Source organism: Sorangium sp. So ce145 (assembly GCF_051525985.1).
In the GTDB taxonomy this organism is placed as follows: domain Bacteria; phylum Myxococcota_A; class Polyangia; order Polyangiales; family Polyangiaceae; genus Sorangium; species Sorangium cellulosum_B.
Map to the genome: position 1 here is coordinate 2,777,599 of NZ_CP150315.1, position 25,148 is coordinate 2,802,746.

The window sequence follows — 25,148 nt, forward strand, 5'->3', positions numbered from 1 at the left end:
CGCCGCGCCGCGAAGGCGCCCGGGGAACGGAGAAGGCGAGAGATGGGACACGGGCACGATCACGACCACGCGCACGGGGATGCGCACGGGGGCCATCACGCGCACGCGCACGCGCACGCGCACGGAGACGAGCACGACCACGGGCACGACCACGCGCACGCGCACGCGCACGCGCACGCGCACGCGCACGGAGACGAGCACGACCACGGGCACGCGCACGGAGACGAGCACGACCACGGGCACGCGCACGGAGACGAGCACGCGCACGGAGACGAGCACGACGACCGGCACGCGCATCACCACCACGCGCACGACCATCCGCGCGCGCCGCTCCTCGAGGAGGGCGCGGGCACGGGCAAGGTCCTGTTCTTCGACGCCTTCAGCGGGATCGCGGGCGACATGACCATCGCCGCGCTGCTCGATCTCGGGGTGCCCCTCCTCGTCATCGAGCGCGCCGTCGCCGCGCTGCCGCTCGATGGGTTCCACCTGCACCGCGGGCACGCCCATCGGAGCGGCATCGTGGCGACCTCGTTCGACGTGCACGTCGAGGCGCCGCAGCCGGAGCGCACCTACGGATCCATCGACGCCATGCTCGCCGCCGCGCCGCTCGATCCACCGGTCGCCGCGCTGGCGCGCCGGATCTTCCGGCGCCTCGGCGAGGCGGAGGCCGCCGTCCACCGGATCCGCCTGGAAGACGTGCACTTCCACGAGGTCGGCGCCGTCGACGCGATCGTCGACATCGTGGGCGCCGCCGCCGCGATCGTCCACATCGGGGCGGAGGTCGTCGGATCGCCGCTGCCCATGGGGCGCGGGTTCGTGAAGGCGCGGCACGGGATCCTCCCGCTGCCGCCGCCCGCGGCGGTCGCGTGCCTCCGCGGCGTCCCCACCTACGGCGTCGAGCTCGACGCCGAGCTGGTCACGCCCACCGGCGCGGCCATCATCGCCACGCTGGCGACCCGGTTCGAGCGCTGGCCGACGTTCGCCCCCGATCGGATCGGCTTCGGCGCCGGCCAGCGCGAGCTGCCGGACCGCCCCAACCTGCTGCGGGTCGTGCTCGGGACGCGCGCGGGTGGAGACGAGAGCCTCGGCAGCGCGTCGCACGTGATCGTCGAGGCGAACGTCGACGATCTGACGGGCGAGGTGGCAGGGCACGCGATCGAGGCGCTGTTCGCGGCGGGCGCGCTCGACGCCTGGGCGGCGCCGATCACCATGAAGAAAGGGCGCCCCGCCCTGACGATCGCGGCGCTCGCGGCCGCCCCCCAGGCCGACGCCGTCGCGACGGCGCTGCTCCGCGAGACGACCAGCATCGGGCTACGGAAGATCCCTGTCGCGCGCACCGAGCGGCCGCGGCGGATCACCACGGTGCAGACGGCGTACGGAGCCATCCGCGTGAAGATCAGCGAGGGGCCGTTCGGGCCGCCGCAGATCAAGCCGGAGTTCGATGATTGCGCCGCGGCGGCGAGGACGCACGGCGTGCCGGTGCGCGAGGTCGTCTCGGCGGCGCTGTCGGCCGCCAAGGGGTGACGCCGCGCCGCGCAGGGTGCTGCCGCGCGGCGCCGAGCTCGCCGAGCGGCGCGGCGTCACCCTGCGGCAGCGGTCAGTCGGGGCGCTGGATCGGGAGCGCCTCGGCCTCCCACGAGAGGAAGCCGCCCTCGAGGAACGCGACGGGCACGCCCTCCTCGGCGAGCTTCGCGGCGACGTCCTTCGATTTGTCGCCGGAGCGGCAATAGAGGACGGGCGCGCCGGCCAGCATGTGGAGCTCGGCGAGCCGGCCCTCGATCTCCTCGATCGGGATGTGCACCGCGCCCGGGATGTGGGCGCGGCCGTAGGCGGGGGTCTCGCGCGTGTCCACGGGGACCACCTGGCCCTCCCGGATCAGCTGCGCCAGCTCGGCCGCCCGGATGGCGCCCTCGGCGCGCGGGAGGAACGGATCGAGCAGCTCGCGGAGCTGCTTTCGGTTGAGGACGCCCTGCTCGGCGGCCACCGGGCGGCCTCGATGAAAGACCATGAACGTCGGGACGGCCTGGATGCGCAGCGTGGTGGCGATGCGCTTCGACCGGTCGATGTCGACCTTGACCACCTTGGCCTTGCCTTCGAGCTCGCGCGCGATGGCGTCGACCTCCGGCGCGACCGTCTTGCACGGTCCGCACCAGGTGGCGGTGAAATCGATGAGCACGGGCAACTCGCTGCGGAGCACCTCGCGCTCGAACTCCTGCTCGTTGATCTCGGGAACGGCCATGGCGGGCGAATTCATAGCGGGCCTTTCCTGCGAGATCGAGCGGCGCGAGGGCTCCGCCGCCGAGATCGCGGAGATGAACGCGATTTCAGCGCAATTTCGGCGCGCGAGAGCGCTGCACGGCCGGCGGCGCCTGCGGACGTGCGGCCCGCGCGCCCCGCCCCGTCAGCGCGGGACGCGCGTGCGCACGGTGCGTGTATCGATGGAGTCGCGCAGGGCGTCGGCGATGAGGTAAGAGCCGCCGACCGTCGCCAGGAGCAGCACGAAAGGGAAGACGAGCAGCCGGATCTCGCTCGGGTGCCGCGCCGCCTGGCCCAGCGTCTCCCCCCACGAGGCCACGCGCGCGGGCGCGCCCATCCCGAGGAACGAGATCGCCGCCTCGAGCAGGACGACGGACGCCACTCCGAGCACCGAGCTCACGATCACGGGGCCGAGCGCGTTCGGGAGGATGTGGCGGTAAAAGACGCGCAGCCGGGTGCTGCCGAGCGCGCGCGCGGCCATCACGTACTCCTCGCTCGACGCGCGCAGCACCTCGGCGCGCACGAGGCGCGCGATCTCCGCCCAGCGGACGAAGGCGACCGCGAGCACCAGCGACAGCGCGGAGGGCTCGCGCTCGATCGCCCGCACGATGGCCACGACGAGGATCGCCGGGAAGGTGTCGACCGTCTCGACGAGGCGGACGAGGCCGTCGTTCCAGACGCCGCGCAGCGTGCCCGCGAGCCCGCCGAGCACGACGCCGAGGAACATGCCCACGAGCACCGCGCTGAGCGACAGGCCGAGCGCGGTGCGCGCGCCGTAGATCAGCCGCGCGGCGAGATCGCGGCTCTCGAAGTCCGTGCCGAGCGGGTGATCGAGGGACGGCGACGCGTTCGGGCCGGCGTCGGTGCGCTGCTCCGGGCCGTAGCGGATGGGCGGCCAGATCGCGAAGCCCTCGAAGCGCACCCTGAGCTCGGCCTCGGTGAGCGACTCGAGCGCGGCGCCCTCGGTGATCGCGGGCAGGATCTCCGCGCGGCCCGGCCGGAAGCAGGCGATGGGCGCGGGGGCGGCGAGGAGCTCGGCGAAGATGGCGAGCAGGGCGAGGACGCCGAGCAGCACGGCGCCGATGGCGACGCGCTTGCTGCCCACCATCCGGCGGAGGAACGCGGTCGCGTGGGTCATGCCTCGCTCCTCCGCGAGAGCACCGCCGGGCCGAGCCGCGGATCGACGAGCACGTAGGCGAGGTCGGTCGCGATCACGCCGAGCGCGGCGATAGCCGCGGCGCCGATCGAGATGGCCATGAGCCAGCTCACGTCGCGCGCCTGCACGGCGAGGAGCGTGAGCTCGCCGAGCCCGTGGAGCTCGAAGACGCGCTCGACGACGAAGGCGCCGCCGAGCGCCATCGGCGGCTCGAGCATGGCGAGCGTCACGACCGGGAGCACGGCGTTGCGGAGCCCGTGGACGGCGATGGCGCGCGCGGCGCCGGCGCCTCGCGCCCGCGCGGCCCGGACGAAGTCCTGCGTGAGGACCGCGACGAGCGCGGCGCGCTGCTGCCGCGTCGGCGCGGCGACCAGCGAGAGCGCGATGATGCACGTCGGCAGGAGCAGGGACCGCGCGCCGCCCGAGAGGAGCGCGGCGGCCACGGCCACGACGGCGGTCGGGAGGACGGCGGCGGTGAGCACGGCGGCCGCGATCGCGGAGTCGCTCCGCCGGCCCTGCGAGGCCGCGCTGAGCGCGCCGAGCGGGATCGCCACGGCGTAGGCCAGCGCGATCGCCCCAAAGACGAGCGCGAGGGTGACGGGCGCGCGCCGCGCGAGCTCGTCGAGCACCGGCTCTCCGGTCGCCGCGACGCCGAGCCGGTGGGTGACCGCGCCGAGCGCCCACTTGCCGTAGCGGGTCTCGAGCACGGTCGCCGCGAGCTGCGCCGGGCCGGAGAACACCTCGAAGTCGCTGCGGTACACGTTCCAGAACGACCTCCACCGCGTGACGCACGCGCGGGCCTCCGCGAGGTCGTCGCCCGGGGCGATCCGGTCGTCGATCTCCGCGATGTGGGCCGCGACGTCGACGAGGGCGCGCGCCTGCTCGAGCGTCGCGGCGTCGCGCGGCGGCTGGAGCGCGGCGATCACCGCCTGCAGGGCGAACGTGTCGAGCTCCAGCAGCTCGGCGGCGCGCGACGCGGAGCCGTAGCGGACCAGGCGCCGCACCGCGCTCCGGACCGACGCGCTCCGGAACTCGATGCCGCGGTCGTCCCAGAAGCGCGTCCAGAACGCGACCGCGTGCGCCGGGTCCGCGGCGTCGTCGGCCCGCGGCAGGCCCATCCGCGCCGCGACGGGCGCGAGCGCGAGCGCGACGCGGGTGCGCGGCTCGGGCGCGAGCGCGTCGAGCGGCAGGATGTGCGGCAGCGCGGCGCCGCCGAGGCGCCGCAGCTCGTCGGCGGCGGCCGCCGCGTCGTCGCCGCCGGCCGCGATGGCCTGCGTGGCCGCGAGGGCGCGCAGGCGCACGTCGCGCGGCTTCAGGTTGATGAAGCGCGGCAGGTCGAGGAAGCGCTCCCGGCGGAGCCGCGCGAGCTCCGCGCTGGAGAGCGAGCTGGCGAGGAGCGGGTCGTCCGTCGGATCCGGGACGAAGGAGAGCACGAAGAAGGTCAGCAGCGAGACGCCGACGAGGGTCGGCAGCGTCCAGAGGAGCCTGCGGAGCGCGTGGCGGAGCATCTCTCTCGGCCGGGAGTCAGCGCAGGATGGCGTCGAGCAGGTCGATGCGCATCCCGAACTTGTAGGGGGAGGCCTTTACCACCTCCATCTTCTGGCCAGAGATCGTCTCGTCGTTGCCCTCGAGGTACCCGCCGGCGTTGATGCCGATGACCTTGCCCTGGCCGTTGAAGATGGGGCTCCCGCTCATGCCGCTCGTGCTGCGGGCGTCGTGCTGGATCAGCCAGGCCTCCGCCGCGGGCGCGGGCCGGCCGTTCGCGCCCGTGATCCGGCCGATGTTGGCGGCGAGGAACGTGGCGACGGGGTTCGCGGTGTCCGTGAGCCGCTCCGGGAAGCCGATCAGGTACACGTCGTCGCCGGCGCCGGCCGCGGCGAGCTCTTCCCGCGTCGCGAGCTCGAGCACGGCGGCCGCGCGCCCCGCGATCGTCACGGTGCCGATGTCCGGGGTGAGCTGATCCGCGCTGTCGCGGTACTGCGGGTGCGTCCGCATGCCGGTCACGGCGAAGCTTATCTGGCCCCGGCCCTCGTTCTCGAGCGCCGCGATCGTGCCGCCGCGGCGCTTGGCCGCGGTGATGCAGTGGGCGTTCGTCACGAGGACGGAGGGCCGCACCGCGAACGCCGTGCAGAACCCCTCGCGCCCGGCGGCGAGCATGAAGATCCCCTTCCTGGAGCGGTCGTGGAGGTTGCGCCCGAAGTTCGCGTTCGAGGGGTGGAGCGTCCCGAGGCGGCGCTCGATCTCCTTGCGCCGGGGGTCCTCCGGCGAGAGGCCCGCGAGCTCCTCCCGCAGCTGGCTGATCTCGTCGTGGGAGGAGCGGTTGTAGACGATGAGCGCGGCGAGGCTCGCGAGCGCGATCACGAGGAGCGCGGCGAGGATGTAGGTCGTGCGCCGCTGGCCTGCCGTCGCGGCGTGCACCTCCTTGTGGAGCATGGCGTTGATCTCGACGGTGCCGCGGGGCTTCGCGCGTCCCGTGGCGGCCGCGACGGCGGAGGAGATCATCATGGCGATCGTCCGCTCGCCGACCCGCCGAGCTCCGGCCGGCGGCGCCACCGGGACGTGCCCAGGGGAGGCGGCAGCGGGCGCGGGGTAAGCGGCGGGCGCGGGGTATGCAGCGGGCGCGGGGTAAGCGGCGGGCGCGGGGTATGCAGCGGGCGCCGGGTATGCAGCGGGTGCCGGGTATGCAGCGGGCGCCGGGTATGCAGCGGGCGCGGAGTAGCCCGCAGTAGGCACGGGGTACGCGGCGGGCGCGGGATGGCCCGTCGCTGGCGAAGGGTAAGCCGCGGCAGGAGAGGGGTGATGCGCCACGGCGTGCGCCTGCGGCGGACCCGACGTGCGGCGCTCGACGAGCTCCAGCCGCACCCGCGGGCCCTTGGCGCCGAACGTGATCTCGTCGCCCGACGCGATCGGGTGCCGCTTGATCCGCTGCCCGCCCGCGTAGGTCCCGTTGCGGCTGTCGAGGTCGTAGAGCACCCAGCCCGCCGCCTCGAGGCGCGCCTCGGCGTGGTGGCTGCTCGCGTCGCGATCGTGGTTCGGGTCGAAGACGACGTCGTTGTCCGGCGCTCGACCGAAGCGCACCGCGCGCCGGTCATGGATCTCCACAGAACCGGCGTTGCGCCCGAAGGTATGTACGACGCGCAGCATCACGGCGCCGGGACCCCCTGCAGCAGATCGATCCGCATCCCGATGCGGAACGGCGAGCTCTGCGTCACCGTCGCCTTCCGGCCGTCGATCGTGACGTTGTCCTCGTCGTCGATGTGCGCCGCGTGGATGCCGATGACGTGCCCGTACTGGTTGAAGATGGGGCTCCCGCTGTTGCCCCCGCGCGTGACGGCGTCGTGCTGGATCAGGACGGCTCGGTCCGGCGTCGTCGCCTCCTCGTCGATGCCGGTCACGCGCCCGATGCGGCCCTCCAGGAACGTCGCCGAGGGGCTCAGCGGGTCCATCAGGCGACCGGGGAAGCCGATGACGTAGGCGTCGTCGCCCGGCCCGATGGCCCGCAGCTCGGCGTCGTTCGCGAGCTTCACCGTGCGCGTCGCCTTGCCGGCGATCCGGAGCAGGGCGACGTCCGGCGAGCCGGCGCCCGCCTGCCCCGGCTTGTACGCCGGGTGGGCCGACATCGCGACGATGGGGAAGCGGATCTTCCCCATCGAGTCGTTCTGCGTGACGATCGAGGTGCCGCCGCGGGCGCGGCAGTCGCGGACGCAGTGAGCGTTCGTCGCGAGCAGATCGGGCGCGATGGCGAACGCCGAGCAGCAGCCGCCGATGCGGTTGTCCACCTTGTAGCCCATCACGTAGAGCGCCAGCCTGTTCTGCTCGAAGATGGCGCGCCCCGAGAGCACCTGCTCCGGGATCGCGCCCGACGGGCGCGCCGCGGGCGCGATCCCGAGGCCGACCTCGCGCGCCAGCGCGTCGGCCGCCTGGCGCGACCGGTACGTGACCACGAACGCCACGGCCACGGCGACGAGCGCCGCGGCGACGCCTAGCCCGAGGATCAGGTTGTGGCGCGACACCCTGCGCCTCGCCTCGTCCGCCTTGGCGCGCACGAGCGCGAGCGCCTTCTCCTCGCGCCGCATCGCCTGCACGACGGCATCCTTGACGATGCGCTGCGCGGTCTCGACGTCGACGCGGCCGTCCGCGTCCGGGCGCCCGGGGGGCCACTCTTCCTGCGGGGCGGCCGGAGTCTGCCGGCCACGCTTGTCGTTGCTGCGCAGCATCGCGGTGGGGGGCGCGTGCGCTACGCGTACCCTAACGAAGCAGGTAGTAGCCGGCGATGGTAACGCACGCGACGGCGCTCACGATCATCAAGATCACCAGCCACTGCGGCGCGCCGTCGGTCGGGATCATGATCGGCTCGTCGCCCTGGACGGGCGCGCGGGCGTTGCGCTCGTCCAGCGCGTCGTCGGCCGGCAGGGGCGAGGCGACGTGGTCGTAGTCGTCCCCGTCGTCGTCCATGTCGCTGTCCGCGCCGCTCAGCCACGATTTCGGCGAGGGGGGGCGCTGCGAGATCTTCTTCTCGTCGAGCTCCTTCACCTTGCGCGCCGGCTCGGACGCGGCGGCGTTCTGGGCCAGGAGGTGCTCGGGCAGCGCGTACTTCTGGTAGCGGAGGTCCTCGATGTCCTCGAGCTCCGGCAGGGCGAGCCCGTCGCCGTCGAACTTCGCGACCACCACCGTGATGTTGTCGTGCCCGCCGGCCTGGTTGGCCCGATCCGTCAGCACCTTGCAGGCCTCGATCGGATCGTCGACGCTCCGCAGCACCTCGCGGATCTCCTCGTTCCGCACCATGCCCGAGAGCCCGTCGGAACAGAGCATCAGCGTGTCGCCCCGCTTGAGCTCCACGAAGGTGAGGTCGACCTGCACCGAGTCCGCGGTGCCGAGCGCCTGGAGGATGATGTTGTTGTGCTCGAAGGTCTCGGCCTCCTCCTCGGTGAGCTGGCCCGCCTCGATGAGCTGGTTCACGAGCGACTGGTCGCGCGTCACCTGCACGAGCCGATCGCCGCGGAGGACGTACGCGCGGCTGTCGCCGACCTGGCCGAGGAACAGGTGATCGTCCATCAGCGCGGCGATGGTCGAGGTGGTCCCCATCCCCCGACGGGTCCGATCGAGCTTCGCCTCGCTGAAGATCCGGAGGCCCGCCGCCTCGATCGACTGCACCAGCCGCGCCGCGAGCTCGTCGTGGTTCTCCGGGGGACCGGCGGCGCTCATCCGCTGGTAGATGATGTCGACCGCGAGCTGGCTCGCGACCTCGCCGGCAGCGGCGCCGCCCATGCCGTCGCACACGCCGAGCAGGGCGCCCCGCTCGCCGACGACCTGGTAGCGATCCATCTCCATCAGGCCGCGGCTCGCCTTCGTGAGATCCGCGACGATGAAGTTGTCCTCGTTGTGCTCGCGGACCTGGCCCACGTCGGTCCGGCCGAACAGCCGCAGCACGACCTCGGGGCGACGCGGCTCGTCGGGCGGTGTCGCCGCGCCGTCCATGCCGTCGGGGCGCTGCCCGCCCTCGTCCGGCTCGCCACCCCCCGGCGCCTCGCCCGCGAAGCGCCCGGCAGCGCCGCCGTGGGCGGCCTCCGCGGCAGGGGTCTCGTCGAGCGCGCCGTCGTACGGCGCGGCCGCGAGCGAGGCGTGCGCCTGAGCGGCGGCCGGCGGCGCATCGGGGGTCACAGCGTCTCCGAGGTCGTCCGACCGTGCGGCGCTTCCATCCGCGTCCTCCTCGCGCGACCCGCCCGCGGTGAGCCGCACCCGCGGCGGCGGAGGGAGCTTCCGCCCGACCTTCTCCGGGCTCGATGCGCTGGGCGCCTTCACGGGCTTCACGGCGATGCCAGCCTTCTGCGCGGCGTTCGCGGCCGGACGCGTCTTGAGCGGCGGGGGCTTCCAGTTCACGGGCTTGCCTGCTTCCACAGACCCCGCCTTGCCGGACTCGAGCGACGCGGCGCCGTGCGGGGAGTCATGAAGCGCCTTGCCGGCGTGGCTGCTCGAGTCGGTTCCTGCGGACGTCGCGCCGGGGAGCCCCTCGACTTCCAGCGCCTCGGTCGGCGTTTCGCGGACGGTCTGGTCGCTCATCGGGGGAGATCCACGCGGAACAGGTGCTGCCCGATGCGCACGAAATCGCGATCGAGGAGGCTGACGTCCTCGCGGATGGCGACGTAGGTCCCGTTCGACGAGTCCAGGTCGCTGAGCGTGAACTCCCCCGTGGCCGGGTTCCTCCGGATGGCGGCGTGGCGTCGCGAGAGGAACGGATCGGCCGTGAATACGATGTCTCCCGTCTCCCGTCCGATCACCGTCTCATCCCGGTAGAGGTGGTACACGTCCCGCGTCACGCCCTCCACCGTCCGCTGGCAGAGCCTCGCCCGGCGGTGGATGGCGGGCGAGCCAAACAGCAACGTTCCATGCTGGATGGCATGGCCGAGGCCTCGCTCGCCGTCGTTCACGGTCTGAAACTGTAACACCTCGAGGCCCAGGAGGAGCAAGTCGCCATCTCGGAGGGGGTGCGTCTTCCGGATGCGGAGGTAGATGCGGTTGACGCTGCCCAGGTCACGGAGAACCCAGGACCCTTCCTGCGGGATGATCCGCGCGTGCCGCGGCGAGACGTACTGGTCGTCCTCGAGGACGATATCCCCCTCGGTTCGGCCGATGTCGATCTGCGGGCCCGCGAGGGGGAAGCTCTTTCCCTCGGTCCCGTCTTCGACGATCACGATGAGCCTGCCCTCGAGCGCTCGGGTCGGCTGGGTGTCAGCCGGAACCCACGCCGGCGGGCGAACCGAGAGGGACGCGCGCAGCGGCGCGAGCGGCCGCTGGGAGGCCGGCGGCGCGCTGCTCGCCTCGGCCGAGATCGGCCCGGCGGGCTCGGCCGTCTGCGGGGGCCGCTGCGGGTCGCGCCGGGCGTCCGGGGCGAGCGCGGGCGCGGGCTGCGGGCGTTCGGAGGCGGCCCTGGACGGGCGCTCGGAGGCGGGCCGCTCGCCCTCGAGGGGCGCGCCGCAATACTTGCAGAACCGCGTGCCCGCCAGGCACTGACCGCGACAGCGCGCGCACTCGACCGGCGGGACGGGAGCCCGCTGCGACGACGCGATGTCGACCACGGGCGAGCCGACGATCTTGTCCGAGTTGCTCCCGCTGGCCGCGGGCGGGGGCAGCCGCGCCGGGGGCAGGGCGACCGGGGGCAGCGGGGGCGGAGCCGGCCTGGCCGGCGCGCCGGCCCGTTGATGCGCGTCTCCGGCGCCGGAGCGCTCGTCGCGCGCCGCTGGCGGCGGCGCGGCCTCCGCGGGCGGCGCGTGCCGGGGCGCGGCGGGCGTGGCGTCGTGGAGACCTCGCGCGGTCGTCCCGATCTCCTCGTGGGGCGGGGGCGCCATATACGGCGCGCCAGGGGAGAGCGCGGCGCCTGGCTCGCCGCGCTCTCCCCTGGCGCGCTTCGACACCTGGCTCAGCGGCTGCGGGGCGCCCGCCGGCGCTCCGCCATCTCTCCTGTTCAGCGCCGCGCCGCACGTCACGCAGAAGCGGTAGCCCGGAGGGTTCTCCCCGTTGCAGTTCGCGCAGGAGAGCCCCAGGAGCGCGTCGGTGATCGAGGGCGTCGCGGGCGGCGCGGGCGCGTCACCCCGCTCGGTGACCCTCGGCCCTTGCAGGGCTGGCACCATCTGGATCGCGCTGTCCAGCGCGCCAGCAGCCGGCGTCGCGGCGCCCTCGCGCGCCGGGCGCGAGGCGCCCTCGGCGCGGCCGTGCGCCGCCGGCATCGCCGGTTCCGTCCTCGCCGAGCTGAGCGGGCTGAAGGAGAACACGGGCGCCTCCGGGCGAAGGCGCCCCGGCGCGCCGCGAGGCCCCGGCGCCCTGGCGGCCGCGCGGGCGTCGTTCGCCGGCGGCGCCTCGGCCTGCGCGGGCGCCGGCAGGGCCGGGAGCGACACCTGCGGCAAGCCGCTCGGCGGCGTCGGCGGGACGACCCGCGCCTCTCGAGCCTTCAGCCGTCGACCGCAATCCTGACAGAAGGTCAGATCGCCAGCGTTGTCGCGGCCGCACACGTCGCAGATCACGCTGCCGAGGGGACCGCGGAGCGACGGTCGAGTCAAGTAGCCGGTGCGTTCTCTCGAGCGGACAGGGGGACCGCTCAGCGCCGGCCGACCTCGGTCCGCACCTCGAGAAGGAGCTCGAAGCCGACGAATTGCGCGATGGCGGTGGCCCGCTCGTAGTTGGCCGTGTCCCTCCAGCCAGCGAGCAGCACCGGCCGGTACACGCAGCTGACGCCGAGCACCGCGCGGCGCGAGACCTCCAGCTCGACCCCGACGCCGCCGAAGATGAGCGCGCCGCCCGTCTCGACGCCCCACTCGTTCCCGTAGGCGACACCGCCGATCCCGGCGGAAAAGTAGGGAGCCGCCCGGTAGCCGATGTCCGGCAGGTACCTCATCTCGGCCCGGAGCTGCTGGAAGATTCCAAGCCGGTAGAGGTTGCTCGAGTCCATCTTGGTGAACTGGTACGCGCCGCCGAAGTACCAGGGGCCTGGCGAGCGGTATCCGCCGCGGATCGCGAGCCCGCCTCCGCTGCCCAGGATGCACGCGTAGAGGGGCCCCGAGCGCGGGCAGGCGGCGCCAGGATCGAGGCTCATCTCGGCCACGAGGGCGACGCCGTACTGCACGTACTCGACGTGCAGCGGCGGCGGCCGGGAGGCGAGCTCGACGCGCGGCTTGACGGCAGGCGATGGCTCCTGCTCGGCGGCGGCCTCGTCCCCCGCCGCGTCGAGCCGAGCGCTCCCGGCGGACGAGGCGCGGACGTCCTCGGCCCCATCGCCGGGGCCTCCGCCCGTCCGTCCGCCGGCGGGAGCGCCTGGCGCGGCGCCGTGGAGGGCGCCCTCGGCCTGGAGGTGCGGAGGCGCGGCCCGCGCTGTCAAGGACAGCAGGGCGCTGGCCGCGATGGTCGCGGCCCAGAGCGCGCCGGGCGGAGATCGCAAACGCACGAGTTGTTTGAGATACGCGAGAGATCTGCCGCCGGCAACGCTCCTCCGCCACGCGGGCGCGGGGGCGCGCCGGCGCCGACCTCCGACGTGTGGGCGCGCGCGCGGCCGCCTGGGGCACCTCCGCGCCTCTACGTGCCCGCCGCGCCCGCCGCGCCCCGTTCGCGTCTCGCGCGCCTCCCCAGGAAAAGACGCGACGGAAGGGGGAGGCGAGCGGTCTCTTGAAGCTCGACACCATACGCCGCTTGACGGCAGCTGCGAGGGTCGCCTAAACGAAGCCACCTTCATGGAGATTCACCTCGACAAGCGTGCCGTAAAGCAGATCCGCCTCTCTGCGGCGGATGCCGTTGAGGAAGGCGACACCGAAGCGCTGCGCGAGGACGTCCTCGAGGCGTTCTCGGAGGAGCAGGTCGAAGAGATCGAGCGTCGTCTGGACAGCGGTGATTTTTTTGAGTTCTTGACCGACGTGCTCGACGAGTGGGGGGGCGACGACGTGGACGAGCTCTTCGAGCTCCTCGAGACCCAGCTCGGCGACATCGGCATCGATCTGAAGTACGAGCCGCGCGAGGACGACGACGACCTCGACGAGGCCGACGATGACGACCTCGCCGACGACGAGGACGAGGACGGCGACGACGACGACGCCGAGCTGGAGCCCGAGGACGACGAGGACGACTGAGCGCGGTCGGCGCGCCGCCGCCGCCGCGGCGCGCCGCGCGGAGTCCCCGCGTCAGGGGTCCTTCGCGCCGTCGAGCTCGCGGAGGATGTAGTCCGCGCACGGGCGAGGCGCCGCAGGGAGCGACGGACATATCGCGTGCGCGCAGCGCGCGTAGCGCGAGTCGGGGAGCTCCCGGGCAATCCGGGCCGCGGTGGCGCACGCCTCCTTGCTCCGCCCCTCCTCGCGCCACAGCTTCGCCTCGGCCCAGAGCGCGTCGTCGCGCAGGATGGACGCGGGGTGGTCCGTATAGAGCTTGCGCAGCTCGCGGCGCGCGGCCGCGCGATCGCCGAGCGCGTCGCGGTAGAGGCGCGCGATCTCGAGCTGCGCGTCGTCGAACTTCTCGCGGTCGTAGCTGCCGGTGACGGCCGGCTCGCGCGCGGCGAGCATCTCCCTCAGGTAGCCGATGGCCTCCTCGGGGCGCCCGAGGGACGCGGCGAGCTCCGCAGCGTGGAACAGGGCGTCGTCCGTCAAGCTGCCGACGGGGTACGGGTGCGCGCGCGCGGCGGCGACGAGCGCGCGCAGCGCGGCCTCGCGATCGCCGCTCCGCTCCAGGAGGAGCGCGGTGTGGTAGGCGACGTCCTGATCGAGCTCCGTCCCGCGGAGCGCGGGGCCGTGCTGCCGCAGCCACGCGAGCGCGCCCGCCGCGCCAGCGCGGTCTTCTTCGCGCTGGATGAGCCGCTTCAGCGCGTTGCGCGCGAGCCCGTGCGACGGGCGGCGCAGCGTCGTCGCCAGCAGCATCGCGTAGCCCGCGTCCGCGTCGCCGTGCTCGATCGCGAGATCGGCGAGCTCGAACTCCGCGCGCTCCGAGCGCGGCCCGCGCGGCGAGTCGGCGAGCAGCCGCTCGTACGACGCGCGCGCCTCGCCCCACGACTCCGCGCGCTCGAACGAGCGCGCCTGCATGAGGCGCGCCTCGTCGCGGTCCTTCACGCGCAGCGCCTGCGACGCGGCGTCGTCGAACGAGCGGGCCGCCTCGCGGTAGCGCCCCGCGTGGTAGGCGCGCTCGCCGGCCGTCATCGCGGCGAGGTAGGCGTCGCCGCGCGCCGGCGCGCACGAGGGGCCGATCAGCGCGGCGATCGCGATCGCGAGGGCGAGCGCCGGCGCGGGGGCGTTCGTGGGGCGGCGGCTCATGCGCGCGCGCCCTCGGCGCCGCGATCGCGCGGCAGCGCCAGCACCTCGGCGAGCGCCTCGGCGAGGGCGCTCGCCGCGGGCGCGACCTGCTCCGGCGCGAGATCGAGGTGGGTCACGGCGCGGACGGCGCTCCGGCCCGTCGCCCCCACGAGCACGCCGCGCCGCCCGGCGGCCTCGACGAGCCGCTCGGCCGGGATGCCGGGCGTCTCGATGTAGAGGATGTTCGTCTCGGGCTCCTCGATCGTCGCGGCCGGCGCGCCCGTCGCGGACGGCGCCGCCGCGCGAAGGGCCGCGGCGCGCATCGCCCGCGCGATGGCGCGCGCGGCCTCGTGGTCCTCGGCGATGCGGCCCTGGTGGTGCGCGAGCGCGTACAGGGCGGCGGCGGCGAGCACGCCGGCCTGCCGCATGCCGCCGCCGAGCATCTTCCGGAAGCGCAGCGCGGCGCGGACCACGTCGGCGCTGCCGCACAGCGCGGAGCCGACGGGCGCGCCGAGGCCCTTCGAGAAGCAGACGCTCACCGTGTCGAACGGCGCGGCGAGCTCGGCGGGTGTTCGACCGGTGGCGACCGCCGCGTTCCAGAGGCGCGCCCCGTCGAGGTGCAGCGCGAGCCCGTGCGCGCGCGCGACGGACGCGATGGCGAGCACGTCCTCCTGCGGGAAGACCCGGCCGCCCGCGCGGTTGTGGGTGTTCTCGATCGCGACGAGGCGCGTGCGCGGGAGGTAGTACTGCGGCGGCTTGATCGCGTCCTCGACGTCGGCCGCCTTGAACAGGCCGCCGCGCCCGGCGAAGACGAACTGCACGCCGCTCCAGGCGGGCGCGGCGCCGCTCTCGTAGAACGCGCAGTGCGCGCCCTCGCCCGCGATCACCTCGTCGCCGCGCTGCGTGTGGCAGAGGAGCGCGATCTGGTTGCCCATCGTCCCGCTCGGCACGAAGAGCGCCGCCTCCTTGCCCGTGAGCTCCGCGACGCGCTCCTCGAGCGCCCGCACGGTGGGGTCCTCCCGGTACACGTCGTCGCCGACCTCGGCCGCGGCCATGGCGGCGCGCATGGCCGCGGTCGGTCGGGTGACGGTGTCGGAGCGGAGATCGATCGTCGCTTGCATCCTGGAACCTCGGCTGTCGGCGTCGGCCGACGTTGTAGCACCGCGCGGCGCCGCGCCCGCTACGCGGGGCTCGCCGCCGCGAGCCGCGGGAACCGCTCGGCCATCCGCCACGCGATGCGCGTCGCCATCGCCATGATCGGCACCTGCGAGTTGACGCCGATGCTCGTGGGGAGGATCGAGCCGTCGGCGACGAAGAGCCCCGGCAGCGCGAAGCACTCGCCGCTCTGATCGACGATCCCGCGCCGCGGATCGTTCGCCACCCGCGCGCTCCCGAGCGGGTGGAACGCCATGCACTCGATGCGGCGCGCGTCGATGGCCGCGCGCTCGGCCGCGCGCGCGGCGTCCATCGACGTGACCGGCGGCGCGCCGAGCAGCGCGGTGTAGACCTCGCGCGCGCCGGCGGCGAGCGCCATCTCGCTGAGGATCGTGATGGACCGGCGGAGCCGCGCGAGGTCGCGCGGCGCCATCGCGTACGAGACGAGCGGCTCCCGGCCGGGGCCGGGGCGGACGCGGCCGCCGCCCTCGTCGTGGATCATGGCGCCGAAGACGGCGCAGCGCGACAGCGCGGCGGCCCGGCGCCGCAGCGCGGGCCCGACGCCGGGGAGGCCCGCCGCGAGCACGTTCACCGCCGAGTAGACGCCGACGAGCTTGATCCCCTCGGCGTCGAAGTGGTCGGAGTAGACGCTCTGGAGCGCGCCGTCCCAGCCGTTCAGCGCGTCGTCGAACCGGGCGACCACGCGCACCGCGGGGTGCAGCGTCACGCCGTCGCCGAGCCCGGAGCTCGCCCCGAACGCGCCCGCCGTGCGGAGGAGCAGCGGCGTGTGCAGCGTGCCGCACGCGGCGACGACCGCCCTCGCGCGCACCCGGAACCGGCGCGGCGGGGCCCCCGGCTCGCCGCCGAGCAGCCTCCCCTCGACGCCGACGGCGCGCCCGCGCTTCACGCTGATCCGCTCGACCAGCGCGTCGGCGACCACGCGCGCGCCATGCGCGGTCGCCGACGGCAGATAGGCGACGTCGACCGAGCGCTTCGCCCCGGCGGGGCAGGTGAAGTTGCACCGGCCGTTGCCCTCGCACGCGTCGCCGGTGTTGCGGCGGAGCGGGCGCATCGGGATGCCGAGCCGGCTCGCCCCCTCGACGAGCCGCGCCGTCGAGGCGGAGCGCAGCGCCTCGGGGACCTCGCGGACCTCTAGCCGATGCTCGACGCTGTCGTACGCCGCCTCGAGGGCGCGCTCCGACAGCTCGTCGAGGCCGAGGTCGCGGGTCCACCGCGCGTGGACGCTGCCCGGGATGCGGAAGCACACCCCGCCGGTCACCACCGACGATCCGCCGACGGCGCGCCCCAGCGTGAGCGAGATCATCGGCGTCTGGCCCACGCCGAACGCCGTGAACAGGCCGGCCTCGCGGAACAGCCGCCGCACCGACTCGCTGGGCTTCCAGCGCTGGTAGTCGTCAGGGCGAACGTAGGGGCCCTCCTCCAGCACGATCACGCGCCGCCCCGCCTCGGCGAGCAGCGCGGCGACGACCGCGCCGCCGGCGCCGGAGCCGACCACGACGACGTCGCACGGCTCGTCGAACCCCGCGGGCAGGTCGCGCCCGCTGACGATCGGCTCGCTCGACGCGATGCCGCCGCTCACGCGCCGCCCCCGGCGCCGAGCCCGGGCAGCCTGCGCCGCGCCGCGGTGCTCTCGCGGTCGAAGCCCGTCAGCGCGAGCTCCGCGCCCTCCTCGAAGGCGGCGATGCACATCGGCACCTTGAAGGCGAGGAGCAGCATCGCGAGGAGCCCGGAGCGGCTCGACTCGAGCGCCTCCAGGTACGCGAGCCGCCGGCCGAGCGAGAGCCGGCTCATCCGGCCGAAGGCGCCGATCACGAAGGGCGGCAGCAGCTCGAGGCAGGCCGCCAGCAGCGCGAAGCTGCGCCGGGTCTCGGGGCTGCCCTGCCCGAGCGCGAGATCCAGCGCCGCGACCGCGCGCTCGCACACCTCGGCGCCCGGCGGGGCGAGCTCCCCGCGCGCGTCCTCGTCGCAGAGCATCGCCTCGGCGGCGGCCCACGCGACGCGTCGCGCCCACGGCGAGAGCCCGCGCCCGGCGCGCTCCCGCCGCTCGATCCCTCGCGCGGCGCGCTCGGGCGCGCTCTCTCCCCCGTCCTCTTGCATGGCCGCGAGAGCCTAGCCCGGATCGACGCAGCGCCGAGGTCGAAGGCGGCGCGCGACGGGGTCGGGTGATCCCGGGCGCTTGGCGCGGCCACGCGGATGGGCTTTCGCGTGCCATTGCAGAACGACATCCCGGCGGTCCGCTGGAGGCGCGCGCCGTGCCGCGTCGAGCGCTGCGCCGCGGCGCGCTCTTCGCGGCCGCGTGTGGGCTGGCTGTCCGCCGCGGATCCGGTTCTGGTATTGAGCAGTGCGGCCGGGGGAGCACGGAGGAACGATGGCGGAGCGATCGCTGCAGCACCGGGATCCCGATAGCAAGGACGACGAGACGCTGAGGAGAGAGGCGCGCGTGCACCTCGCGAGCGAGCCGGCGCTGCAGCTCGTGGCCGAGCTGATCGCGCGGCTGCGCGAGCTCGATCTGCCGTGGTGGACGCCGGCCAAGCTTCGCGAGCAGTTCGGCGCGGTCGAGCGGATGGGCTGGTTCCGCGAGCGCAGCGACGTGCGCCAGCAGATCACGACGTCCCTCACCGGCCTCTCGCCCAAGGCCGCCCGCCGCAAGACGCCCGACTTCCAGGGCGCGCTCATCGACTCCGTCATCGACGAGGGCGACATCACCCCGCGCGCGTTCGAGGACGCGTTCGACCCGCGCGATCTCGCGGTGTACGGCCCGGCCGGCGGCTACTGGCAGTTCTTCCGGGACTCGATGCCGTGGGATCAGGACACGCCGCAGCTCCAGGAGATCGTCGCCTGGCTGCTCAAGGCGCTGCTCGCGGATCGTAGCCCGTTCGAGGGCATCGGCAGGACGCCGATCCTGACGCCGTGGGACGTGCGCACGGCGATCGACGGTCGGCTGTGGCAGACCCGCATCCCGCTCGAGATCCGCGTCGCCATCGACAACGCGCGGCTCAAGCAGGAGCGCGAGCGCCCGGGCGTGCCGTTCCACGCCGACGGTGAGCTCGCGATCGCCGGGCCGGACGTCATCGCCGCGAACATCCCGCCGCGCGACATCCTCCCCGTGGTGCAGCTCGCGCAGAAGGCGATGCGCTTCGACGGGCCGCGGGCCGCCACGCCGAGGGCGGCGGCGCCCGTGGAGCTGTCGTCCGGCCGCGGCGGCGCGCCCGCTGCCGCTCTGCCGGGCGGGGCAGCCGCGCCTGCATCGGCGCCGGGGGTCTCCGCTCCCGTGTCGAAGCCGGCGGCGTCGGCCTCCGGCGGTCCCGTGTCGGCTCCGGCGGCGTCCGCCCCCGTGTCGTCCGGCGGCGGGCCCGCGTCGGCGCCTGCCTCCGGCTCGTCCGGCGGCGCGCCCGACGCGGCCCAGGCCGGCAAGGCCGCCGCGAGCGCCGCGCCCTCCGGGGCGGCTGGCTCGCCGCCGGGGGGCCTCGCGGCGTCGGTGAGCAGCCCGCCGGCCGGCTCGGCCGGCTCCTCCGTAGGGCCGAAGGCCGCCGGCAGCATCACGCCGCCGAGCGCGATCGCCGCGAGGCCGCTCGCAGCGGCGGGCGCCGCGGCCGCGGTCTCACCGCTGGGGGGGGAGCCGTCGCGCAGCAGGCTCCCGAGCGACCCTGGCACCTCGTCGTCGGCGCGCGCATCGACGCCGCCCCCTCCGGCGGTGCGCGCCTCGACGCCGCCCGCGCCCCCGGCGGTGCGCGCCTCGACGCCGCCCGCGCCCCCGGCGGTGCGCGCCTCGACGCCGCCTGCGCCGAGCGCCTCGCCGGACGGGGCCAAGGTCGAGTCGCTCGACGACCTCGAAGAGGAGGACGACGACGACGCCGACGGAGACAGCGGCGTGCCCGAGAGCGAGCGCACGAATCCGTGGGCGACCTCGGGCGACGGGAAACCGAAGGACGACCTCGACGACATCGGCGACGTCGAGTCGGTGAAGTAGCGCCGCCGGAGCGCGGAGCGCCGTCCGCGAGCGGGTGGCGCGCCGCTCCGTCATGGCGCCGCGCCGCGCTGCCCGCGGCGATCTTCATGTTTCTTCACACGCGCTCCTGAACATCCTTCACACGCGCTGCGCAGCTTCGAGGTGTCCCGGAGCCGCGCGTCTGCGGCTCCGGTCGTTGCTGCCCGGGGCGGCGCCCGCGTTCGGACGAACCGAAGCCGCGCGCACACGCCCCGTGCACGGATCGACGGCGGAGACGCTCACGGAGGGTACGCATCATGTTGGGATTCGTGGTTGGAACGGCCTGTCTGATAGGCCTCGTCATGACGTTGAAGCGCGGCTGCAGGTACGACTGCGGGGCGCCCTGGGGCGCTGGGCCGCGCTTCTTCGGGCGGCGCGGGTTCGGGGGGCACGGCTTCCGCCGTCGCTTCTTCCTGTCCTTCCTCTTCGATCGGCTCGGCACCACGCCGACGCAGGAGAAGGTCATCGTCGCGGCCATCGACGAGCTCCGCTCCGCCGCTGAGGCGCAGCGGAGCGAGATCCGCAGCACGCGCGCGGACGTCGCGGCGGCGATGCGGAGCCCGAGCTTCGACGAGACGCGCCTCGGCGAGCTCTTCGCGCGCCACGACACGGCCATCGAGTCGCTGCGCAGGGCCGCGGTCGGCGCGCTCGGGAAGGTCCACGCCGTGCTCGAGGACCGCCAGCGCGAGCAGCTCGCCGATCTCATCGAGATCGGGCCGGCCGCGTTCCGCGACATGTGGTCCGGCAGGGCCGGGTGGCGCGGCGACGATCCCTACAGGACCCACGGCCGGTGGGCGTGAAGGAGGGCGATGAGACCATGATGCGACGCCAGATCACCATCGCGCTGCTCGCGCTCGGCACCGTCGCCGGTTACGCCTCCGGCTTCTCCTCGCTGCGCTGCCGGGCGGAGGCCCGCCGAGACGCCTTCCAGCGCCACGTCGCGTCCATCTGCGTGGACGCCGCGCGGGAGGCCGAGCGCTCCTGGCCGCGGGGCGCCGCGCGCGCGGTCCACGCGCCCGCGGCGGCCGACGCCGACACCGGCGCGGTCCCCTGAGCTATACAAGGGGTGAGCGGCGGCCGGTCGCCGCCGCACCTGCCCCCCGGGTCCTTCCATGGCGCTGCGGCTCCTGCTCATCGACGACGACACCCGGCTCCACGCCTTGCTCGCGAGCTACCTCGAGCAGAACGGGTTCGCGGTGACCGTCGCGTGCGACGGCGCGCGCGGCCTCTTGGCGCTCGCCGCGGGCACCTTCGACGCCGTCCTGCTCGACGTGATGATGCCGGGCATGGACGGCATCGAGGTCGTCCGCCGCATCCGGCAGAAGAGCTCGATGCCGATCCTCATGCTCACCGCCCGCGGCGACGAGGCCGATCGCGTGGTCGGCCTCGAGATCGGCGCCGACGACTACATCGCGAAGCCCTTCAGCCCGCGCGAGCTGCTCGCGCGCCTCCGCGCGGTGCTCCGGCGGGCCACGCCCGACGCCGCCGGCGAGCGGATCGTGGCCGGCGACATCGCCATCGACGTGCCCGGCCGCGTCGTCACCGTGTCGGGCAAGCTCACCGATCTCACCGGCATCGAGTTCGACATCCTCGTCGCCCTCGCGCGGCGCGCTGGCCGCGTCGTCGCCCGGGAGGCGCTCCTCGAGGAGGCCGGCCGCGGCGACGTCAACGTCGGCGGGCGGACGGTCGACGTGCACATCTCGCACCTGCGGCAGAAGCTGTCGGACGACCCGAGGTCGCCGAGGCTCATCAAGACGGTGCGCGGCGTCGGCTACGTGCTCGCCAAGGACCGCGTGTGAGGAGGAGGTACCGGTCCTGGCTCTACGAGAACGGGCGCAAGGTCTCGATCGGCCGCTTCCTGAGCGCGCGGCTGCACCGCCGGATCTTCATGTGGTTCGGCGCGACCATCCTGATCACCGCGCTCGCCGCGGTCGCCACGATCGGGGCCATCGATCGCGTCGGCAACTCCGGCTGGCGGCGCGAGCACGCCCGCGCCCAGTCGTTCGTGGCCCACGAGTTCGAGCGGGTATGGGCCGATCCCGCGGCCCGCGACACCCTCGCCCGCGCGTTCGCCGAGGATCTCGAGATTGACCTGGAGCTCGTCGACGCGAGCGGGCGGCGGCTCGCCAGGTACGGCCAGCCCTGCCGGGCGCAGACCCTGGTCGCCCCGGTCCGCGACGAAGGGGGGCCGCTCGGCTCCGTGCTCCTCTGCCCCGCGCGCGGCCGCTCCGGCGGATCGCTCCGGTTCGCCCTGCCGCTGCTCGCCGTGGCCATCGTCATGTGGGGGGCCTCGGGCCTCATCGCGCGCCGCCTCGCGCGCCCGCTCGTCGATCTGGCCCACGTCGCGCACGAGATCGGCGCCGGCAAGCTGTCGAGCCGCGTCCGGCTCGACTGCCACGGGCAGCAGGGTGAGGTCGGCATCGTCGCCGAGGCGGTCAACGACATGGCCGCGCGCATCGAGCGCCAGATCGCCGACCAGAGGGAGCTCCTCGCCGCCGTGTCGCACGAGCTCCGCACGCCGCTCGCCCGCATCCGCCTGCTGACGGAGATGGCCCGCGAGGGCGGCGGGCCGAGCGCCTGCGTGCTCGACGACCTCGACCGCGAGGTCATGGAGATCGACGCGCTCGTCGGCGACCTCCTGGCGAGCTCGCGCCTCGACTTCGCGGCCCTCACCGTGGCCCGCCTCGACCCGGCCGAGGCCGGGATCCGCGCCCTGGAGCGCGCTGGGCTGGATCCGACGCTGCTGGAGGTGGTCGAGGGGACGCCGGCGCTCCAGGCGGACGCGACGCTGCTGGCGCGCGCCCTCGCCAACTTGCTGGAGAACGCGCGCGCGCACGCTGGCGGGGCCGAGCGGCTGCGGGTCCGTCCCGGCGGCCAGCACGGCGTCGTCTTCGAGGTCGAGGATCGCGGGCCCGGGTTCGCGGACGGGGAGGAGACGCGCATCTTCGAGCCGTTCTTCCGGCGCGAGCGGGCGCAGGGCGGCGAGAGCGGCGCCGAGCGCGGCTCGCTCGGCCTCGGCCTGGCGCTGTGCAAGCGCATCGCCGAGGCGCACGGGGGCCGCGCGTTCGCCGAGCGCCGCGAGGGCGGCGGGGCGCGCGTCGGCATCGAGCTCGCGCTGCGTCCACCAACCAGCGCCGCGCGCCCACAGGGACGCGACAGGGAAGCAAACGGAGCAGGCAGAGCAAACGGAGCAGGCAGAGCAAACGGAGCAGGCAGAGCAGACGGAGCAGGCAGAGCAGACGGAGAGGCCCGCCCTCGCCGCGCGTAGCGTTCCCGCTTGACCGCGCGATGGGGCGAGTGCGACGCTCCCCGTGCTCGCGACCATGCGAATCCTTCTCTGCGAAGATCAGGACGCGATCCGGCGCATGATCGAGGCGCTGGTCGGAGCGAGTGGTCACGAGGTGATCGGCGTGGGCACCGGCCGCGAGGCGGTCGAGCGCGCCCTGACCGAGCCCTTCGACGTGCTGCTGCTCGACCTGATGCTGCCCGGGAGCATGGATGGCTTCGAGGTCTGCGAGCGCCTCCGCGCGCACCCGGGCACCTCGAGCCTGCCGATCATCGTGATCAGCGCCCTCGACGATCACGAGGCGCGCGCCCGCGCCTTGAAGCTCGGCGCGACCGCCTACTACGCCAAGCCGTTCCGGCCCCTCGAGCTCCTGGAGCACATCGGCGGGCTCAAGGCCGCGCGGCGGGCCTGAAGCGGGGCCCCGCCCCGACGGGAGCCGTTCGTCCGGCGCGACGCGCGACGCGCGACGCGCGACGCAACGGAGCGCTGGAAGATGGCGCCCGTTTTGACTACACCCGGCCGTCATGCACACTCGGTGGCGTTGGGTCACGGCTTCGACGCTCGCGGCGGTCGCCCTCTCGGGGCTCGCGGGCTGCGAGGGGGAAAAGAGCAAGGCGCAGGTCGCCGCCGACGCCGGCGCGCTCGACGCCGGCCCGGCGCTGCCCGTCGTCGGCGGCAAGCTCGGCGCGGAGCTCGCGGAGGCGGCGTCGGGCAGCACCGAGAAGAAGGGGCCAGCGGCGGCGCGCGGCGCGGCGGGCGGGCCGCCGGAGAGCGGCGTGTTCTCGGCGTCCGAAGCGGCCGCCGCGCTGCCGAAGGACGTGCCCTACAAGATCGAGGTCATCGGTGACGGCAGCGAGCCGCGGGCGAAGCTCGCCCCGAAGATCGACCCGAAATCCGAGCAGAAGCTCGACATCACGCTCGGGCTGCGCATGGGCGGGCCGCAGGGGCTGCCGAACCTGGAGCTCGGCGTGAGCTTCAAGGCGGAGAAGCCGGCGGACGCACCCAAGGAGGGCGCGGCCGCGCCCGCGGCTCCGACGAGGGTGATCGCGAAGATCACGTCGGCGACGCTCGCCTCGATGTCGATCGGCGGCCCGCCGAAGCAGCTCGCGGACGCGCTCGCGAAGCTGAGGGGGAGCGCGCTGCGGTACGAGCTCTCGCCGGCGAACGTGGTCGGCAACCTCCACTTCGAGCTCTCCAAGGACGCCGATCCCGGGCTCCAGCCGCTGATCGGCGCGCTCGGGGAGGCCATCACGCTCCTCACGCCGCCGCTCCCGGACAAGCCCGTCGGCGCAGGCGCCTACTGGATGGTCACCGATCGCGTGGTGGCGTCGGGCGCGCAGCTGCCGGTGCTGCGGTACCGGGTCTTCAAGATCGAGAAGGTGGAGGGAGGCGTCGTCTCGTTCAGCGTGGACACGCGCCAGTACGCGGAAGGGGCCGACCTCAAGCTGCCGAGCCCGAACGGGGAGGTCACGATGACCATCGACCGGCTCGACTCCTCGGGCAAGGGCACGCTCACCTGGTCGCCGTCGAGCTTCGCGCCCGGCGTGGCCGACGCCTCGCAGCGGCTCCAGGCATTGCTGGTGCCGCCCGGCGCCACCGGCCAGCAGGCCGCTCAGCGCAGCGTGGCCCAGGTGGAGCTCACCGCGAAGTTCGCGTCGCCGGCAGCGCCGTAGCGCCGTCCCGCTGAGCGGGCGCGGCAGCTCTCGCCAGGGCCACGCCGTGCCGCCCGGGGCACACGGAGCGGCTCTCGCGCATCGGGCGGTGTGAGCGCAACGCCCTGGCGGCTGTGCACTTCCGTGCGAGCGTTCGCGCCCGCATCTCCCGCCGCGCGGCCGTGCTGCCTTCCAGGACGCAGGCGTGCGTCCCGGTCGCTGCCCGCGAGCCATGGAAACCATGGCAGCCGCGGCCAACCCCGGAGCGGCGCCGCGGCGCCGGGGGGTTGGCTAATCCCATGCATGAGCGCCCGTGCGGGGAGGCGTGACGGCTGTCCGCCCCGGCTGCCAGAGGCGGGGGAGCAGACCGAGCCACGGTGCAGACGCATGACGTACGGGTGCGAGCGGAACATGCGCGGATGCAGCCTCGAGGCGTACATCGAGGAGCCGGGCCTCACGGAAGGGCAGCGCCGGCGGCTGCGGCTGTTCCAGACGGTGGAGGAGGCCGTGAGCCGTCGCGTGGAGCGGCTGTGCACGTCCAGCGAGATCGAGGTGACGGACGCGGCGATCCTCGTCGTGTCCCCGGCGGCGCGCCGGGCGTTTTTCCGGATCGACGCGCGGGGCAGCGCGGAGGCGCCGGGCGCGAGCGTCATCGTCGACCACCGCGCGCGGCTCCACGAGTTCCTGCACGCCGTGCTGCCGCCCGTGGACGAGGCGCCGTTCGATCCGTACGTCGACCTGCTCGCGCCGTCTCCGCCCCAGTGCGTCCGCGTGCTCATCGTGGACGAGGACTCGCTCACGGTCCTGAATTACGGCGCGTTCGTGGTGGTGAACCTCGACCGCAGGGAGATGCCGAAGGCCTAGCTCCCGCGTCGGA

The 25,148-nt window shown here is 74.5% G+C and carries 22 protein-coding genes; 10 read left to right on the plus strand and 12 right to left on the minus strand.

The features are described from left to right. The first annotated feature begins 42 nt into the window (after window positions 1-42). Window positions 43-1,524 carry a nickel pincer cofactor biosynthesis protein LarC gene (gene larC / locus WMF34_RS10650; RefSeq protein WP_437993213.1) on the plus strand — a complete coding sequence of 494 codons (1,482 nt, stop codon included), beginning with the start codon at window positions 43-45 and terminating at the stop codon, window positions 1,522-1,524. A gap of 73 nt (window positions 1,525-1,597) precedes the next feature. On the opposite strand, the gene trxA is transcribed toward larC, so the two are convergent. From trxA to WMF34_RS10690, 8 genes are all read right to left on the minus strand, one after another. Beyond that, the gene (trxA, locus tag WMF34_RS10655; protein ID WP_044964524.1) at window positions 1,598-2,239 is read right to left on the minus strand and encodes a thioredoxin; all 642 of its coding nucleotides are present in this window, start codon (window positions 2,237-2,239) and stop codon (window positions 1,598-1,600) included. Between the two features lie 162 nt (window positions 2,240-2,401). Continuing rightward, entirely contained in the window at window positions 2,402-3,394 is a 993-nt protein-coding gene (locus WMF34_RS10660) for an ABC transporter permease (RefSeq protein ID WP_437993214.1), read from the minus strand. Further along, window positions 3,391-4,920, minus strand: a complete 1,530-nt coding sequence (locus WMF34_RS10665; RefSeq protein ID WP_012234672.1) for an ABC transporter permease subunit — start codon at window positions 4,918-4,920, stop codon at window positions 3,391-3,393. The genes WMF34_RS10660 and WMF34_RS10665 overlap by 4 nt, the downstream gene beginning before the upstream one ends. Window positions 4,921-4,936: 16 nt before the next feature. Then, window positions 4,937-6,514 (minus strand): trypsin-like peptidase domain-containing protein, encoded by a 1,578-nt coding sequence (locus WMF34_RS10670; RefSeq protein ID WP_437993215.1) that lies wholly within the window; start codon window positions 6,512-6,514, stop codon window positions 4,937-4,939. Between the two features lie 41 nt (window positions 6,515-6,555). Beyond that, window positions 6,556-7,629, minus strand: coding sequence for a S1 family peptidase (locus tag WMF34_RS10675; RefSeq protein WP_437993216.1), 1,074 nt, complete (start codon window positions 7,627-7,629; stop codon window positions 6,556-6,558). A 31-nt stretch (window positions 7,630-7,660) separates the two neighbouring features. After that, window positions 7,661-9,472 (minus strand): Stp1/IreP family PP2C-type Ser/Thr phosphatase, encoded by a 1,812-nt coding sequence (locus WMF34_RS10680; RefSeq protein ID WP_012234675.1) that lies wholly within the window; start codon window positions 9,470-9,472, stop codon window positions 7,661-7,663. Further along, on the minus strand, window positions 9,469-11,466 hold the full coding sequence (locus WMF34_RS10685; RefSeq protein WP_437993217.1) for an FHA domain-containing protein: 1,998 nt from the start codon (window positions 11,464-11,466) through the stop codon (window positions 9,469-9,471). Before WMF34_RS10685 ends, WMF34_RS10680 begins: the two co-directional genes overlap by 4 nt. Window positions 11,467-11,504: 38 nt before the next feature. Then, complete coding sequence (locus WMF34_RS10690; protein WP_437993218.1) at window positions 11,505-12,347, minus strand: hypothetical protein; 843 nt, start codon at window positions 12,345-12,347, stop codon at window positions 11,505-11,507. Between the two features lie 283 nt (window positions 12,348-12,630). Here WMF34_RS10690 and WMF34_RS10695 point away from each other — a divergent pair, with 283 nt between their 5' ends. After that, on the plus strand, window positions 12,631-13,023 hold the full coding sequence (locus tag WMF34_RS10695) for a hypothetical protein (protein ID WP_044964534.1): 393 nt from the start codon (window positions 12,631-12,633) through the stop codon (window positions 13,021-13,023). A gap of 51 nt (window positions 13,024-13,074) precedes the next feature. Here the strand turns inward: WMF34_RS10695 and WMF34_RS10700 are convergent, their stop codons facing one another. The 4 genes from WMF34_RS10700 to WMF34_RS10715 are packed head-to-tail and all read right to left on the minus strand — an operon-like array spanning window position 13,075 to window position 17,442. After that, the gene (locus WMF34_RS10700) at window positions 13,075-14,190 is read right to left on the minus strand and encodes a tetratricopeptide repeat protein (RefSeq protein ID WP_437993219.1); all 1,116 of its coding nucleotides are present in this window, start codon (window positions 14,188-14,190) and stop codon (window positions 13,075-13,077) included. Further along, on the minus strand, window positions 14,187-15,290 hold the full coding sequence (gene ltaE / locus WMF34_RS10705; protein ID WP_437993220.1) for a low-specificity L-threonine aldolase: 1,104 nt from the start codon (window positions 15,288-15,290) through the stop codon (window positions 14,187-14,189). The genes WMF34_RS10700 and ltaE overlap by 4 nt, the downstream gene beginning before the upstream one ends. A gap of 59 nt (window positions 15,291-15,349) precedes the next feature. Continuing rightward, a complete protein-coding gene (locus WMF34_RS10710) occupies window positions 15,350-16,924 on the minus strand; it encodes a GMC family oxidoreductase N-terminal domain-containing protein (protein ID WP_437993221.1) in 1,575 nt (524 codons plus the stop codon). Continuing rightward, on the minus strand, window positions 16,921-17,442 hold the full coding sequence (locus tag WMF34_RS10715) for a hypothetical protein (protein WP_437993222.1): 522 nt from the start codon (window positions 17,440-17,442) through the stop codon (window positions 16,921-16,923). Before WMF34_RS10715 ends, WMF34_RS10710 begins: the two co-directional genes overlap by 4 nt. 271 nt (window positions 17,443-17,713) lie before the next feature. On the opposite strand from WMF34_RS10715, the gene WMF34_RS10720 reads away from it, so the two are divergent. The 8 genes from WMF34_RS10720 (at window position 17,714) to WMF34_RS10755 (ending at window position 25,135) form a co-directional block, all read left to right on the plus strand. Beyond that, the gene (locus tag WMF34_RS10720; protein WP_437993223.1) at window positions 17,714-19,315 is read left to right on the plus strand and encodes a hypothetical protein; all 1,602 of its coding nucleotides are present in this window, start codon (window positions 17,714-17,716) and stop codon (window positions 19,313-19,315) included. Window positions 19,316-19,635: 320 nt separating this feature from the next. Continuing rightward, complete coding sequence (locus WMF34_RS10725) at window positions 19,636-20,133, plus strand: Spy/CpxP family protein refolding chaperone (protein ID WP_437534739.1); 498 nt, start codon at window positions 19,636-19,638, stop codon at window positions 20,131-20,133. Between the two features lie 17 nt (window positions 20,134-20,150). Then, on the plus strand, window positions 20,151-20,387 hold the full coding sequence (locus WMF34_RS10730) for a hypothetical protein (protein WP_437993224.1): 237 nt from the start codon (window positions 20,151-20,153) through the stop codon (window positions 20,385-20,387). Between the two features lie 58 nt (window positions 20,388-20,445). After that, window positions 20,446-21,132: a response regulator gene (locus WMF34_RS10735; protein ID WP_437993225.1), complete on the plus strand. Its 687-nt coding sequence runs from the start codon at window positions 20,446-20,448 to the stop codon at window positions 21,130-21,132. Then, the gene (locus WMF34_RS10740; protein WP_012234685.1) at window positions 21,129-22,601 is read left to right on the plus strand and encodes a HAMP domain-containing sensor histidine kinase; all 1,473 of its coding nucleotides are present in this window, start codon (window positions 21,129-21,131) and stop codon (window positions 22,599-22,601) included. The genes WMF34_RS10735 and WMF34_RS10740 overlap by 4 nt, the downstream gene beginning before the upstream one ends. Before the next feature lie 55 nt (window positions 22,602-22,656). Further along, entirely contained in the window at window positions 22,657-23,031 is a 375-nt protein-coding gene (locus WMF34_RS10745) for a response regulator (RefSeq protein ID WP_012234686.1), read from the plus strand. A gap of 112 nt (window positions 23,032-23,143) precedes the next feature. After that, complete coding sequence (locus tag WMF34_RS10750) at window positions 23,144-24,292, plus strand: hypothetical protein (RefSeq protein ID WP_437993226.1); 1,149 nt, start codon at window positions 23,144-23,146, stop codon at window positions 24,290-24,292. Window positions 24,293-24,682: 390 nt separating this feature from the next. After that, entirely contained in the window at window positions 24,683-25,135 is a 453-nt protein-coding gene (locus WMF34_RS10755; RefSeq protein ID WP_012234688.1) for a hypothetical protein, read from the plus strand. The last annotated feature ends 13 nt before the right edge of the window (window positions 25,136-25,148 follow it).